Below are 14516 nucleotides of genomic sequence, written 5' to 3' on the forward strand. Positions count from 1 at the left end.
CTTGTTATGGCCGTACTGCTATTTTGATTAGACGGCATGAAATACCAAAGCCACAAACAAAAAAACGCTGACTTAAAGTCAGCGTTTTTATTTGTCTTCTATTTAGAGAAGCATCATCCGTTCAATTAGTCGTTTTCTACGTTGAACAGGTTTTCCATATTCAGACCTTGCTTGATAAGAATCTCACGTAGACGGCGAAGACCTTCAACTTGGATTTGACGAACACGTTCACGAGTCAGGCTGATTTCGCGGCCCACTTCTTCTAATGTTGACGGTTCATAACCCAGTAGTCCAAAGCGACGCGCAAGCACCTCTTTCTGCTTAGGATTCAGCTCATCAAGCCAGAAAATCAACGAGTTCTTGATATCGCTATCTTGAGTTGAAACCTCAGGATCTGAATTATTGATGTCTGGAATAATATCCAACAGCGCTTTCTCACCGTCACCACCAATTGGCGTATCAACAGAGCTCACTCTTTCGTTTAGACGAAGCATCTTGCTCACATCACCAACCGGCTTATCTAGCTTAGAAGCAATTTCTTCTGCCGTTGGTTCATGGTCAAGCTTTTGTGATAGCTCTCTTGCAGTACGTAGGTAGATGTTCAGCTCTTTCACAACATGGATTGGCAAACGGATAGTGCGAGTCTGATTCATTAACGCACGTTCAATGGTTTGACGAATCCACCATGTCGCGTAAGTTGAGAAGCGGAAGCCACGCTCTGGATCAAACTTCTCTACGGCGCGAATCAAACCTAGGTTGCCTTCTTCGATTAGATCGAGAAGTGCAAGGCCGCGGTTGCTATAACGACGTGAAATTTTTACCACTAAACGCAGGTTACTTTCGATCATGCGTTTACGTGCTGCTTCATCACCGCGTAGAGCTCGACGTGCATATAGCACTTCTTCTTCAGCGGTTAGTAGTGGTGAGAAACCAATTTCGCCTAAGTAGAGTTGAGTGGCATCTAAACTTTTAGACGTAACTTCAACTTCTTCTTTCGCTTCGGTTTTCTTAGTGACTGTTCGTTTTGCTTTTCCAAGAGCTTCCGGTTCCGTGGTTGCTTGGTCAAGATCGAACTCTTCTTTGGTTACTGCATTGCTTATACTCATAACGCCTCCCCCTGGCGAAATTAGCATGACATTACAACTTCATATGTCGCTAAATGACTATGTCACTCCATACAATACGTAATTTTTGCATATTGTATTTAAGGTAAATATCGTTTTGGATTAACGGACTTACCTTGGTAACGAATCTCAAAGTGCAGCCTAACACTGCTGGCTCCAGAGCTTCCCATTGTTGCAATCTTCTGCCCTGGTTTCACACTTTGCCCTTCAGATACTAATAGTCGGTCGTTGTGCGCGTATGCACTTAAGTAATTATCATTGTGCTTCACAATCACTAGATTGCCGTAGCCTCGTAGTGCATTACCCGAATAAACAACCGTTCCCCCTGCAGTAGATACTATTGGCTGACCTCGCTGTCCTGCTATGTCTATGCCTTTATTTCCTTGTTCGCCTACAGAGAAACTCTTGATTACTCTCCCTTTAGTTGGCCATAACCATTTGGATACTTTATCACTTGTTGGTTTGGTGGGCGGTGTAACATTCTGTTTACCTTTAGAACCAACATACTCCTTTGATTTGGATTGTTCAACCTTCTTTGGTGGATCTTTTTTCACCACTTTGGTGGTAGTTTGAGCTGGAGCCGGTTTAGAGTTTTTGCTCGGTTGCGATGTGGTTTTAGGTTTACTTGCCGCAGATGACGTTGTCGATGCCGCGACAGGCGCAGCAACTGCTGCTGCCGCTACCGTTGATTTACCATACGCTGGCGCATTGTAGCTAGGACGCCACAACTTAAGCTTCTGCCCTGGGTGGATAGTGTAAGGAGCAGACAACTTGTTATAACCGATGAGGTCTTTAACGTCTTTATTGGTGACATAAGCAATGAAGTAAAGGGTGTCGCCTTTTTTAACTTCATAGTAACTGCCACGATAACTACCACGATCAATCGATGAGTAATTCTTGTTTAGGTTTGAAACGGGCGCAGGCGAATTCGCTGCACACCCAACAAGGGCACAGCTAAGCAGTAAAGTACTTCCTTTTAACAACTTCGAACGCATCGACTCTCTATCCACCTACACCATTAATCTTGTTATTAAGCTAGTTCACCAGGAACAAGAGGTACAAATCTCACCATTTCGATAACACTCGACAAAAATTCATCGCCGTGACGAACGATCTTCAACAGTTGTTGTTCATCATCCCCAACAGGAATCAGTAAACGACCACCATCTTTCAGCTGTTGCAGAAGCGCTTGAGGAATCGACTCTGCAGCAGCGGTAACAATAATCGCATCAAAAGGCGCCTTTGAAGACCACCCTTGCCAACCATCACCATGCTTAGTTGAAATATTGTAGAAATCGAGTTGCTTCAACCTACGCTTAGCATCCCATTGTAGCGACTTTATTCTTTCAACCGAATAGACATGATCAACAAGCTGAGCCAATACTGCGGTTTGGTAACCAGAACCCGTTCCAATCTCCAAAACGCGGCTATCTTGTTGTAACTCAAGTAACTCTGTCATTTTAGCAACAATATATGGTTGCGAGATGGTTTGCCCCTGTCCGATCGGCAGCGCATTATTATCATAAGCTTGATGGTACATCGCCTGTGATAAAAAGCTCTCTCTCGGCAGTTGGTAAATCGCATCAAGAACCTTTTGGTCTCGGATACCATTTTCAATCAGAAAAGTAACTAAGCGCTCGGCTTGTGGATTGCTCACTTACTTCTCCCCTAACCATGTTGTCATCGCACCTAACGACTCGTGCGCCGTCAGATCAACTTGTAACGGTGTTACCGATACAAAGCCATGTTCGATTGCGTAAAAATCGGTACCTTCGCCAGCATCTTGCTCTTTACCCGGAGGACCAAGCCAATAGATATCATGACCACGAGGGTCTTTTTGCTTAATCATATCTTCGGCATGGTGACGAGCACCGAGGCGCGTAACTTGAGTACCAGAGAGTTGTTCTAAAGCCAAATCAGGCACATTGACGTTTAACAGGCGATTAGTTGGGATTGGGTTGACTAAATGTTGTTCGACGATACGACGAGCAATCGCTGCCGCTGTCTTAAAATGTTTTTTACCCACCAATGAAAATGCCACCGATTGAACGCCTAAGAAATGCCCTTCCATTGCGGCTGCGACTGTGCCTGAATAAAGCACATCGTCACCCAGGTTAGCACCGTGATTAATACCCGTTAAAACCAGATCGGGCATATCGTTCTTGAGCAGTTCATTTAACGCAAAATGCACACAGTCGGTCGGCGTGCCTTGTACCGAGTAGGTATTTTCTGCAATTTCTTGAACGCGCAAAGGTTGTTCTAAAGTTAATGAATTTGAAGCACCTGAGCGATTTCGGTCAGGTGCCACAATGATAACTTCAGCAAGATCACGTAATTCATTTGCTAGCTCATGAATACCTTGAGCGTGCACACCATCATCATTGCTGAGTAAAATCTTCATCTTGTATCCTTTCTTTTGTTCCCATGCTAAGCCAAGTCACTTAAATTCCAATATCAAGTGACTCAGCTCCAAGCAGAATCGTTATTGCTCGTAGGTTCTCTCTACGTGTACTTCTTCAACCAATTCGCGAACGATCGCTGTTGCGAAACAACCCGCATCAAGAGAGAACTTAAGCGTGACATTATCTTCGTTCACTTCCCAAGTTAAGTCTGTTGGTTTCAGTGACGCTTCACGGCGATCATGACGCATACGGTTACCACGAATCAGAGCCATTAGATCCGGTTCAGCATCAAGGTGTTTCTGTTCTAGAGCTTGAGACTCATCAATCGTTGGTAAGGCATTATCGCCAGCCAAAGCAACAGTTATCAAAGCAGAACCGTTCGCAATGTCTTGGTTTACAGCTTCAATGTTGTCTGCTGTTACTGCCAGTTGAGCACCGTCTTTCACCACGATATCGCCAACCAATGCTGATGCAAACGCATCTTGCTCAATACGGTCTGAAAGGATCAGGTTGTAAATCCACGAACGAGCAGCAGAAAGGTACAAGCTGCGCTTATTCTGGTTACGAGTACGAACGTTATCGCGGCCCCAACGACGAGCTTCAGATAGGTTGTTACCTTCATTGCCAAAACGCTGAGCACCAAAGTAGTTTGGCACGCCCACTTGAGCGACTTTTTCCAAACGCTTGACCACATCATCGCAATCCGTTACTTCAGACAAGGTCAACTCAAATTGGTTGCCAACTAAATCGCCTGGACGTAACTTTTTGTTGTGTCGCGCTGTCGCTAAGATTTCAATGCTTGGGTATTGTGCTAAGAACCCTGAAAAGTCAGGCTCACCTTTCGGTAGGTGAACGCTCAACCACTGCTCTGTCACAGCGTGGCGGTCTTTCAAACCCGCCCAGCTCACGTCTTTCGACTTAACACCGCAAGCTTTAGCCAGCTCGTTTGCTACGAAGCTCGTGTTTTCACCCGTTTTACGAATACGAACCATTAGGTGCTCGCCTTCACCAGCAAACTCAAAACCCAAGTCTTCATTAACGACAAAGTGTTCGGCTTTTGCTTTTAGTTTTGCTTTCGCAGTTGGTTTACCGTTTAGATAAGCCAATGAAGATAAAATATCTGACATGCTGTTCTTTTCGTGTTGGTGCTTACGCACTTTTAGTAATTAGGACCACCGCTTCACATGCGATGCCCTCTTTGCGACCTGTAAAACCTAAACGCTCAGTGGTCGTCGCTTTTACATTCACATTGCTAATGCTGGTTTCTAGGTCTTGAGCAATAGCTTGGCACATAGAGTCTATATGAGGCGCCATCTTTGGAGCTTGCGCCATGATAGTAATATCGGCATTACCAATCACGTAACCTTGTTCTTTTACTCGACGGTAAACATCTTTCAGTAGCTCACGGCTATCCGCACCTTTCCATTCGTCATCGGTATCAGGGAAATGACGACCAATATCACCCGCAGCAATCGCACCCAATAGAGCGTCACACAACGCATGAAGGGCAACATCACCGTCTGAGTGTGCAATAAGACCTTGCTCGTAAGGGATGCTTACACCACCAATAATTACCGGGCCTTCACCACCAAACTTATGTACATCAAAGCCATGGCCAATACGAATCATCATTATTCCTTATTCTGACTTAAATAGAACTCAGCAAGCGCTAAATCTTCAGGCTGAGTAATCTTAAAATTATCTGAACGCCCTGCCACTAAAGCGGGCGATAAACCTTTCCATTCAAAGGCTGAGGCTTCATCAGTAATTGAAGCGCCTTGTTGCAACGCCTCACTTAATGCCTTCCACAGAGGCTTTGCTCTGAACATTTGCGGCGTAAGTGCATGCCATAAATCGGCACGCTCAACGGTATGCTCGATCTGCCCTTGGGCACCGCGCTTCATCGTGTCACGAACTGGAGCCGCTAAAATAGCGCCCACATCATGGCTCATCGCGCCGGAAATTAGCTTGTCGATATCACTTAGCTGAACACACGGCCTTGCCGCATCGTGAACCATTACCCAATCACTAAGCTGCTGCTCAGCGATATAGTTTAGCGCAGAGAGTACAGAGTCCGCTCGCTCGCTTCCGCCTGACACTCTGATCACTTGCGGGTTCAGGTTGAGTGCTAGATCAGGGTAGTATGGGTCATCATCGCTGATCGCAACGACAATTTGAGCGACTTGTGGGTGAGACAGTAATTTCTCAATGGTGTGCTCTAAAATTGTTTTGTCGTGAATCTTGAGATATTGCTTAGGGCGGTCTGCCTTCATTCGGCTACCGACGCCCGCCGCAGGTACAACGGCAATCACGCTTTGAAGTTGAGTCGACATTAATGGGATTCCTCACCAATGATGCGATAAAACGTTTCACCTTCTTTGACCATTCCAAGTTCATGACGTGCGCGTTCTTCTATCGCGTCTAAGCCTTGGCGTAGATCGTCAATTTCAGCAAACATTTCTGCATTTCGAATATGCAGCTTTTCATTTACTTGCTGTTGAACTTGGATTTCGTTGTTCACACCGTAGTAATCAGAGATACCATTTTTACCGAGCCACAGTGTGTGTTGTAGCCAGCCAAACACTATGAGCAGTACTAAAGCAAAAATTCGCATAACACCTTTCGCCGGTTGAAAAAGAAGGAACTAGAATAAGGCACATATATACCATAATGAGCTTATTGGTGCGAGATATGTGGTGTCAGGGAATCAATAAGTCGGGGAGTCATTGTCAGGAAAACAATGAGATTCCCTACTCCTTCCTTCGTCAGTCTAGGGAATGACGAACTTTATATGTGACAAGGAGGAGCTTTAGAGCCTAGAGCTTCTTTCATTCAGTTTTCTACAGACAAAAAAATGCCCCGCATAAGCGAGGCATTCAAAAGTATTAGTGCATAATTCTAACTAGTTGGTGCTGTAGCAAGGCAACAAAGAAGATTCAGCTATGGAGCATAGTTTCCTATGTGACTTAGTGAATCTTCTGCAGTTAACGCAGCTACAGTGCCAAATAGGACGAATTATTGACCTTTAACTTCTTTAAGACCGTTGTAAGGAGCTTTAGAACCTAGAGCTTCTTCGATACGGATAAGTTGGTTGTACTTAGCAACACGGTCAGAACGGCTCATAGAACCAGTTTTGATTTGACCTGCAGCTGTACCTACCGCTAGATCAGCGATAGTTGCATCTTCAGTTTCGCCAGAACGGTGAGAGATTACTGCAGTGTAGCCAGCGTCTTTAGCCATCTTGATAGCAGCTAGAGTCTCTGTTAGAGAACCGATTTGGTTGAACTTGATAAGGATAGAGTTAGCTACGCCTTTCTCGATACCTTCAGCAAGAATCTTAGTGTTTGTAACGAACAGATCGTCACCAACGATTTGAAGCTTGTCGCCTAGAAGTTCAGTTTGGTGCTTGAAGCCATCCCAATCTGACTCGTCAAGACCGTCTTCGATAGAAACGATTGGGAAGTTGTTCGCTAGCTCAGCTAGGTAGTGGTTGAACTCTTCAGAAGTGAAAGTTTTACCTTCGCCCTTCATGTTGTAGATGCCAGCTTCTTTGTCGAAGAACTCAGATGCTGCACAGTCCATAGCAAGAGTAACGTCTTTACCTAGTTCGTAACCAGCAGCTGCAACAGCTTCTGCGATAACTTCTAGAGCTTCAGCGTTAGACTTAAGGTTAGGAGCGAAACCACCTTCATCACCAACTGCAGTGCTGTAGCCTTTAGACTTAAGAACTTTAGCTAGGTTGTGGAATACTTCAGCGCCGATACGTAGACCTTCTTTAAGAGTTTTAGCGCCAACTGGTTGGATCATGAACTCTTGGATGTCAACGTTGTTATCTGCGTGCTCACCACCGTTGATGATGTTCATCATTGGTAGAGGCATAGAGAACTGACCAGCAGTACCGTTTAGCTCAGCGATGTGCTCGTATAGAGGCATGCCTTTCGCAGCAGCAGCAGCTTTTGCGTTAGCTAGAGATACAGCTAGGATAGCGTTCGCGCCGAACTTAGACTTGTTATCAGTACCGTCTAGGTCAAGCATGATTTGGTCAACGTCAGCTTGTGCTTTAGCGTCAGTACCAACTAGAGCTTCAGCGATTGGGCCGTTTACAGCTTCAATAGCTTTAAGAACACCTTTACCTAGGAAACGTGATTTGTCGCCGTCACGTAGCTCAAGAGCTTCGCGAGAACCAGTAGATGCGCCAGATGGAGCAGCAGCCATACCTACGAAACCGCCTTCTAGGTGTACTTCAGCTTCTACAGTTGGGTTACCACGTGAATCGATGATTTCACGACCTAGAACTTTAACGATCTTAGACATTGAATGTTTCCTTCTCGTTGAATATATAAATGTCAAATTTAAAGGTAGCAGCACAACTTACGCAGCTACCTGTATTCCTTTTTACTTCTCTAACTCGCCGCGCTGGAACTCACCAGCCGCTTTAACGAAACCTGCAAACAATGGGTGACCATCGCGAGGTGTTGAAGTGAACTCTGGGTGGAATTGAGCAGCAACGAACCATGGGTGGTTCGGGTTCTCAATAACTTCAACCAGTTTCTTGTCCGCAGATAGACCCGATACTTTTAGGCCCGCTTTTTCGATTTGTGGACGAAGATTGTTGTTCACTTCGTAACGGTGACGGTGACGTTCATGGATCGTCGCGCTACCGTATAATTCGTAAGCTTTCGTCCCTTTCGCTAGGTGACAAAGCTGTGAACCAAGACGCATTGTGCCGCCAAGGTCAGATGTTTCTGTACGCTCTTCAACTTTACCTTCGCCATCAGTCCACTCAGTGATAAGACCAACAACTGGGTACTTAGTTTCAGTGCAGAATTCAGAAGAGTGTGCCCCTTCCATTTTCGCAACGTTACGAGCGTACTCGATAAGTGCTACTTGCATACCTAGACAGATACCTAAGTACGGTACTTTGTTTTCACGAGCGTATTGAGCAGCAAGAATCTTACCTTCAACACCACGGTCACCAAAGCCACCAGGAACTAGGATTGCATCTAGGCCTTCTAAAACTTCTACGCCACGAGACTCAACGTCTTGTGAATCTACGTATTTAATATGAACGCTTAGGCGATTTTTCAAGCCCGCGTGTTTTAGCGCTTCATTTACTGATTTGTATGCGTCTGGTAGTTCAATGTACTTACCAACCATACCAATCGTCACTTCACCCGTTGGGTTAGCTTCTTCGTAAATTACTTGTTCCCATTCAGACAGGTCTGCTTCTGGAGCTGTGATGCCGAAACGCTTACATACAAGTTCATCAGTACCTTGAGCTTTAATAAGCTGAGGGATCTTGTAGATAGAGTCAACATCGCGCATAGAAATAACTGCATTTTCTTGCACATTACAGAACAGAGCAATTTTCTTACGCTCGTTCGAAGGAATGTTGCGGTCTGAACGACAAACTAGGATGTCTGGCTGAATACCAATAGACAGTAGCTCTTTTACAGAGTGTTGCGTTGGCTTAGTTTTCACTTCGCCCGCAGCTGCTAGGTATGGCACTAGAGTAAGGTGCATGAACATTGCGCGTTCACGGCCTAGTTCTACTGCTAGCTGACGAATCGCTTCCATGAATGGTAGAGATTCGATATCACCAACCGTACCACCAACTTCAACGATCGCAATATCGTGGCCAGCTGCGCCAGAAATTACACGCTCTTTGATAGAGTTAGTGATGTGTGGGATAACCTGAATAGTTGCACCTAGGTAATCACCGCGACGCTCTTTAGCGAGTACGTCTGAGTAAACACGACCTGCAGTGAAGTTGTTACGCTTAGTCATCTTGGTGCGAATGAATCGCTCATAGTGACCAAGGTCAAGGTCTGTTTCAGCGCCATCTTCCGTAACGAACACTTCACCGTGCTGAGTCGGGCTCATAGTGCCTGGATCAACGTTGATGTAAGGGTCAAGCTTCATCATAGTCACTTTAAGACCACGAGCTTCTAAAATAGCCGCAAGAGATGCTGCAGCAATACCTTTACCTAGAGAGGATACAACCCCGCCAGTAACAAAAATGTAATTTGTCGTCATGTTTAACCTGAAATTGGTTGAATGAGGGAAATGGACTACTTCTGGACGGGATGAAAATATACCAGAAGCCCCTTATCGCCACAACGTGAAATCTATCACACTGCTATTTTTTATTTTTTGCTTCAAATCAATTCATGATAAAAGCTTTGGTTATCTTTTCTCCGCCACTTTGACTTCACCCCACATGGAATCAAGCTGTTGTAGTGAAAAATCGGTCAAATTTTTACCTTGCTGACGAACTTTTTGTTCCACCCCTTTAAAGCGACGCGAAAACTTGAGATTGGCTTTATTGAGTGCCGATTCTGGGTTTTTACCTAAATGTCGTACCAAGTTAACGGTCGCGAACAGTAAATCCCCCAGCTCTTCTTCAACCAATTCTTCGTTTGGCGTCACTTGAAGTGCTTCTTCTAGCACCTCGTCCACTTCCTCTAATACCTTATTGGCGACTGGGCCAATTGAGTCCCAATCAAAGCCATATTTCGCGACCTGCTTTTGAATTTTTGTAGCACGCGAAAGTGCAGGTAGAGAGTTTGGTATTGAGTCTAGAATACTTTCTTGAGTTTTGCCTGCTTGTGCTTTTTCTTTGGCTTTTTCCGCTTCCCAATTGGCATTGATTTCTTCATCACTGGCAAACTCAGTATCAGAGAACACATGCGGGTGACGGCGTGTTAGCTTTTCGTTAATGCCATCAACCACATCAGAGAACTCAAACAACCCCTGTTCTTTCGCTAACTGGCTATAGAAGATCACCTGAAACAACAAGTCACCCAACTCTTCTTGTAGGTTCGGCCAATCTTTGTTGTGAATCGCGTCCACCACCTCGTAGGTTTCTTCGATAGTATGCGGGACAATTGTTTCAAAATTTTGTTTCAAATCCCAAGGACAGCCACCTTCTGGATCGCGCAGCTTAGTCATAATCTGTTCAAGTTGTTCAATCGGGTGATTCATCGTTTTCTTCCTATTCACTGTCTTTGATTTTTAAATTTATAACGTCTTCTAAAACTAAAAAAGGCGAGCAGCCAAAACCACTCACCTTTCTATTCTTTCCGTCATCCCCAAGAGCGAAGAATGAGCGAGTTGGGGATCTCAAATCGCTTTACGAGATTCCCTATCACGTTCGTCCCTCACTGTAGGGAATGACGTGGATAGTATTTTGGCCTACCCCAACCTTTTGACTGACATAACATCTTTGATTTGTTCTACTCGGCTGGTAACGCGACTCAGAATTTCAATATTGGTCACTTCCAAATCGAAATCCATTACCGATAGCTGACGCTTGTAGTCGATGCGGCTCTTCATTGTGGTCACACTGATCTTCTCGTTCGAGAACAGTGAGGTGATGTCTTTCAACAAGCCATTACGTTCTAGCGCTTCAACACGCAGCGTTAGGATGTATGAGCCGACAAAGCCATTACCCCAAACGGTATCAATGATACGTTCTGGCGCATGCACGCTTAGCTCGCCTAGCTGTTCACAGTCAGCGCGGTGCACTGAGATACCACGACCTTGAGTGATGTAACCTTTAATCACATCACCTGGGATTGGCTGACAGCAACGCGCTAGGTGCGTCATTAGGTTATCAACGCCCTCAACCACTACCGCATCTTTCTTCGGACGACTCTGTTGTGCCGGCTTGTTTTCCGACTCAAGCAGTTTCTCTAGCGCTTTCTTGTCTTCTTCTTCCGCCGTTGGCTTATTCACTAGCGCATTGATGTGATTAACCACTTGGTTAATACGCAAGTCGCCACTACCAATACCTGCATAGAGTTCGTCTGGCGTATTCACGTTAAAGCGTTTTAGTGCGTATTGATCAGCATCTTTTAGGGTTGCGCCTACTTTCGCTAGCTCAACTTCCAGGATATCACGACCCGCTTCTAGGTTTTTCTCACGGCTTTGTGCGCGGAACCAAGCGTTGATTTTCGCTCGAGCTCGACCAGAATGAACAAAACCTGTGGTTGGATTTAACCAGTCACGAGATGGGTTCGGCTCTTTCTGCGTGATGATCTCAACTTGATCGCCCATCGATAGTTTATGAGTGAACGGTACGATACGCCCCGCTACTTTGGCACCGATACAGCGGTGTCCGACCATCGAGTGGATGTGGTAGGCGAAATCCAACGGGGTTGCGCCCATTGGTAAGTCGACCACGTCACCACGTGGAGTAAATGCGTATACACGGTCATCGAAGACTTGGCTACGTACCTCATCCAGCATCTCGCCAGAGTCCGACATCTCTTCTTGCCAGTCGATAAGTTTACGCAACCAAGTGATTTTCTCATCGTAGCCACTACGGCCGCTTGAAGCTCCTTCTTTGTACTTCCAGTGCGCCGCCACACCAAGCTCAGAGTCTTCGTGCATTTGCTTAGTACGGATCTGAATCTCAATGGTCTTGCCTTCAGGGCCAAGTACTACGGTATGAATCGACTGGTAACCATTTGGCTTAGGGTTCGCCACATAATCATCAAATTCGCTCGGGAGGTGCTTGTATTTAGTGTGTACCACCCCAAGGCCGGCGTAACAGTCTTGCAGCTGGTCAGCGATAATACGTACTGCTCGTACGTCAAAAAGCTCATCGAAGGCTAAGCCTTTCTTCTGCATTTTGCGCCAGATACTGTAGATGTGTTTTGGTCGGCCACTCACTTCAGCATTGATGTTTGAACGCTGCATTTCTGCGGTTAAATCATCAACGAAATCTGTGATGTATTGTTCACGAACGATACGACGCTCAGACAGCTGTTTTGCAATCTGCTTGTAGGTATCTGGTTGTTGGTAGCGGAATGCGTAATCTTCGATTTCCCACTTAAGTTGGCCGATACCTAAACGGTTTGCCAGTGGGGCATAGATGTTAGAACACTCTTTTGCGGCCGCGCGACGCACAGCATCAGGCGCTTTTTTTACCTCGATAAGGTTACAGATTCGTTCAGCGAGTTTGATGACTACGCAGCGGAAATCATCGACCATAGCCAGTAGCATGCGTCGAACGTTATCAACTTGACCCGAGGCAGCACTGCCTTCAAGGGTCACGTTTAACTGGCCTAAGGCCGCCATTTCTTCAACGCCATCGATCAACTTTACGGTTTCTTTACCGTAGCTTTCTTCAAACGCTTCGCGCTCAAAAACGCCGCTTGAGACGACGGGGAAAAGTTGTGCAGCAATTAAAGTGGCACGGTCCATGGACAAGGTGACCAAGATTTCGATCATCTCACGGCCACGCCAAAGCAAGAGCGATGCTTGCTCGTGATCTTTTAAAAGTTCTTCACAGTGACGATAAACTTTAATCAGTTTATTCGAGGTTTTTGCGTCTTGATTCAATGACGCAATCCAACTTTCTAGCTCAAACTGTTCGCTTGGGTTTAAATGTGCGCTTCGTACCGCAACCATCATGCCTTCCTAGTTATTATGTTTTATACCCAATTCAATATGACTAACTGGTTCCAAGTTAGTTCGACCATATTGATATCAGCGCAGGCTTCCCTGCGCCTTTGTGATTCATTTGAAGCCTTGTTTAAGGGCCTCTAAGCCTTGATAAAGAGAGCCATCGATTCTAGATGACTGGTGTGTGGGAACATGTCCAACATACCCAGTTTGGCTAATTGATAGCCTTGTTTTTCTAAGCTCTCAGAATCTCTAGCTAGAGTAGCAGGATTACACGAAACATAAACCACACGCTTCGCTCCTAACGCTGAAATTTGATCAACGATCCCACTCGCTCCCGCACGTGCCGGGTCAAGCAATACTTTATCGAATTTCTCTTTTGCCCAAGGCTGTGAAGATAAGTCTTCTTCAAGGTTAGCTTGGTAAAATTCCGTATTGCTTAACTGGTTTAACGCTGCATTAGATGCGGCTTGCTGAACCATTTCATCAACGCCTTCTACACCAACCACAAACGCCGATTGTTGCGCGATAGGCAGACTAAAGTTACCGAGACCACAAAACAGGTCTAGCACTCGCTCATCCGCTTGAGGTTCTAGCCACTCAATCGCTTGAGCCACCATCTGCTGATTCACTTTCTGGTTTACTTGGATAAAGTGGTTTGGCTCAAACGGTAACGTCACGCCAGTTTCGCTGTAGCTAGGCGCATCACCAACCAGACGGGCCAACTTATCGGTTTCAGGCATCGAGTACAGCGTAGCGCCTTCTTCTTTTGCTAACGCAATCAGCGCTTGCTCATCTTTTTCAACTAAAGGCTTAAGGTGACGTAGAACCATAACAGGGCCAGTATCGCCCAACACCAATTCAACGTGTCCTAAAGACGTAAGGCTGTTGAAAGTGTTCAGTAAATTTTTCAGTTTTGGCAGCAACACATTAAGGCGAGGATCAAGCACGGCACAGTCGGTGATGTTTTCAATCTGCTTACTCTGCTTCTTACGGAAACCGAATTGAAGCTGTTGTGTCTTCTTATCAACAAATAGGCTGATACGTGCGCGACGTCGATAACCGGTTTCATCACCGACAATAGGTTGTGCAACTTCAGTGTTCGCCGTTTGGTATTGGCTCATCAGGTGCGTCAGAGATTGCGATTTATGCTCAACCTGAGAAGAGTAACCTAGGTGTTGAAGGTGACAGCCACCACACTGATTAAAGTGCTTACAAAACGGCTTTAAACGCTGCTCGCTCGGCTTCAATAACTTGATGAGTTTAGCTCGCGAAAACTTACTTTTGCTCTCAGTAAGTTGAATAACCACCTGCTCACCGGGCAATGCGCCATCAATGAAAACCGGTTTATTCTTTTGATAAGCGATGCCAGCGCCATTGTGATCCATTCGTTCAACCAAAACCGATTGATGCTTGGTCTCGAGTTGAGTTTTCTTTTTTGGTTGGAAAAAACGTGCCATTGCTTGTGCCTAATGTATCTTTTAATAAGTAATTGGTATCCAGGACTCACTATTATGTCTTGGAATCATTGTCGAACGTCACGGCTTTGATTAAGCTTACCGTTCACTTAACCGCCATT

General features: G+C 45.5%; 13 protein-coding genes. All 13 read right to left on the minus strand.

The genetic code is table 11. The features are described 5' to 3' along the window. Nucleotides 1-125: 125 nt before the first annotated feature. The 13 genes from rpoS to rlmD all read right to left on the minus strand — a co-directional run bounded on the left by rpoS (nt 126) and on the right by rlmD (nt 14397). Nucleotides 126-1106 carry an RNA polymerase sigma factor RpoS gene (gene rpoS, locus AB4133_RS05865; protein WP_017059027.1) on the minus strand — a complete coding sequence of 327 codons (981 nt, stop codon included), beginning with the start codon at nt 1104-1106 and terminating at the stop codon, nt 126-128. Nucleotides 1107-1204: 98 nt separating this feature from the next. After that, on the minus strand, nt 1205-2119 hold the full coding sequence (gene nlpD / locus AB4133_RS05870; RefSeq protein ID WP_372128350.1) for a murein hydrolase activator NlpD: 915 nt from the start codon (nt 2117-2119) through the stop codon (nt 1205-1207). Nucleotides 2120-2154: 35 nt separating this feature from the next. Then, a complete protein-coding gene (locus tag AB4133_RS05875; protein ID WP_017633213.1) occupies nt 2155-2781 on the minus strand; it encodes a protein-L-isoaspartate(D-aspartate) O-methyltransferase in 627 nt (208 codons plus the stop codon). Next, nucleotides 2782-3525 (minus strand): 5'/3'-nucleotidase SurE, encoded by a 744-nt coding sequence (gene surE / locus AB4133_RS05880; RefSeq protein WP_017633214.1) that lies wholly within the window; start codon nt 3523-3525, stop codon nt 2782-2784. Between the two features lie 81 nt (nt 3526-3606). Beyond that, the gene (truD, locus tag AB4133_RS05885) at nt 3607-4653 is read right to left on the minus strand and encodes a tRNA pseudouridine(13) synthase TruD (protein WP_017059031.1); all 1047 of its coding nucleotides are present in this window, start codon (nt 4651-4653) and stop codon (nt 3607-3609) included. A gap of 22 nt (nt 4654-4675) precedes the next feature. Continuing rightward, entirely contained in the window at nt 4676-5155 is a 480-nt protein-coding gene (gene ispF / locus AB4133_RS05890; protein ID WP_004739053.1) for a 2-C-methyl-D-erythritol 2,4-cyclodiphosphate synthase, read from the minus strand. A gap of 2 nt (nt 5156-5157) precedes the next feature. Beyond that, nucleotides 5158-5859, minus strand: coding sequence for a 2-C-methyl-D-erythritol 4-phosphate cytidylyltransferase (gene ispD, locus AB4133_RS05895; protein ID WP_017059032.1), 702 nt, complete (start codon nt 5857-5859; stop codon nt 5158-5160). Beyond that, nucleotides 5859-6140, minus strand: coding sequence for a cell division protein FtsB (gene ftsB, locus AB4133_RS05900; RefSeq protein ID WP_010435786.1), 282 nt, complete (start codon nt 6138-6140; stop codon nt 5859-5861). The genes ispD and ftsB overlap by 1 nt, the downstream gene beginning before the upstream one ends. A 401-nt stretch (nt 6141-6541) precedes the next feature. Beyond that, complete coding sequence (gene eno / locus AB4133_RS05905; RefSeq protein ID WP_017059033.1) at nt 6542-7840, minus strand: phosphopyruvate hydratase; 1299 nt, start codon at nt 7838-7840, stop codon at nt 6542-6544. An 81-nt stretch (nt 7841-7921) separates the two neighbouring features. Continuing rightward, on the minus strand, nt 7922-9562 hold the full coding sequence (locus AB4133_RS05910) for a CTP synthase (protein WP_017059034.1): 1641 nt from the start codon (nt 9560-9562) through the stop codon (nt 7922-7924). Nucleotides 9563-9712: 150 nt separating this feature from the next. Continuing rightward, on the minus strand, nt 9713-10510 hold the full coding sequence (gene mazG / locus AB4133_RS05915) for a nucleoside triphosphate pyrophosphohydrolase (protein ID WP_017068693.1): 798 nt from the start codon (nt 10508-10510) through the stop codon (nt 9713-9715). A 210-nt stretch (nt 10511-10720) separates the two neighbouring features. Continuing rightward, a complete protein-coding gene (gene relA / locus AB4133_RS05920; RefSeq protein WP_017059036.1) occupies nt 10721-12943 on the minus strand; it encodes a GTP diphosphokinase in 2223 nt (740 codons plus the stop codon). A gap of 134 nt (nt 12944-13077) precedes the next feature. Continuing rightward, nucleotides 13078-14397: a 23S rRNA (uracil(1939)-C(5))-methyltransferase RlmD gene (gene rlmD / locus AB4133_RS05925; RefSeq protein WP_136978438.1), complete on the minus strand. Its 1320-nt coding sequence runs from the start codon at nt 14395-14397 to the stop codon at nt 13078-13080. Nucleotides 14398-14516 lie beyond the last annotated feature (119 nt).

The organism is Vibrio sp. 10N.286.52.F8 (assembly GCF_041468745.1).
Classification (GTDB): Bacteria; Pseudomonadota; Gammaproteobacteria; order Enterobacterales; family Vibrionaceae; genus Vibrio; species Vibrio crassostreae_C.

What these genes read in the sequence shown, in the direction of transcription:
- rpoS (WP_017059027.1), bottom strand. Translation starts at nt 1,106, where the DNA reads ATGAGTATAAGCAATGCAGTAACCAAAGAAGAGTTCGATCTTGACCAA.
- nlpD (WP_372128350.1), bottom strand. Translation starts at nt 2,119, where the DNA reads ATGCGTTCGAAGTTGTTAAAAGGAAGTACTTTACTGCTTAGCTGTGCC.
- surE (WP_017633214.1), bottom strand. Translation starts at nt 3,525, where the DNA reads ATGAAGATTTTACTCAGCAATGATGATGGTGTGCACGCTCAAGGTATT.
- truD (WP_017059031.1), bottom strand. Translation starts at nt 4,653, where the DNA reads ATGTCAGATATTTTATCTTCATTGGCTTATCTAAACGGTAAACCAACT.
- ispF (WP_004739053.1), bottom strand. Translation starts at nt 5,155, where the DNA reads ATGATTCGTATTGGCCATGGCTTTGATGTACATAAGTTTGGTGGTGAA.
- ispD (WP_017059032.1), bottom strand. Translation starts at nt 5,859, where the DNA reads ATGTCGACTCAACTTCAAAGCGTGATTGCCGTTGTACCTGCGGCGGGC.
- ftsB (WP_010435786.1), bottom strand. Translation starts at nt 6,140, where the DNA reads ATGCGAATTTTTGCTTTAGTACTGCTCATAGTGTTTGGCTGGCTACAA.
- eno (WP_017059033.1), bottom strand. Translation starts at nt 7,840, where the DNA reads ATGTCTAAGATCGTTAAAGTTCTAGGTCGTGAAATCATCGATTCACGT.
- AB4133_RS05910 (WP_017059034.1), bottom strand. Translation starts at nt 9,562, where the DNA reads ATGACGACAAATTACATTTTTGTTACTGGCGGGGTTGTATCCTCTCTA.
- mazG (WP_017068693.1), bottom strand. Translation starts at nt 10,510, where the DNA reads ATGAATCACCCGATTGAACAACTTGAACAGATTATGACTAAGCTGCGC.
- relA (WP_017059036.1), bottom strand. Translation starts at nt 12,943, where the DNA reads ATGGTTGCGGTACGAAGCGCACATTTAAACCCAAGCGAACAGTTTGAG.
- rlmD (WP_136978438.1), bottom strand. Translation starts at nt 14,397, where the DNA reads ATGGCACGTTTTTTCCAACCAAAAAAGAAAACTCAACTCGAGACCAAG.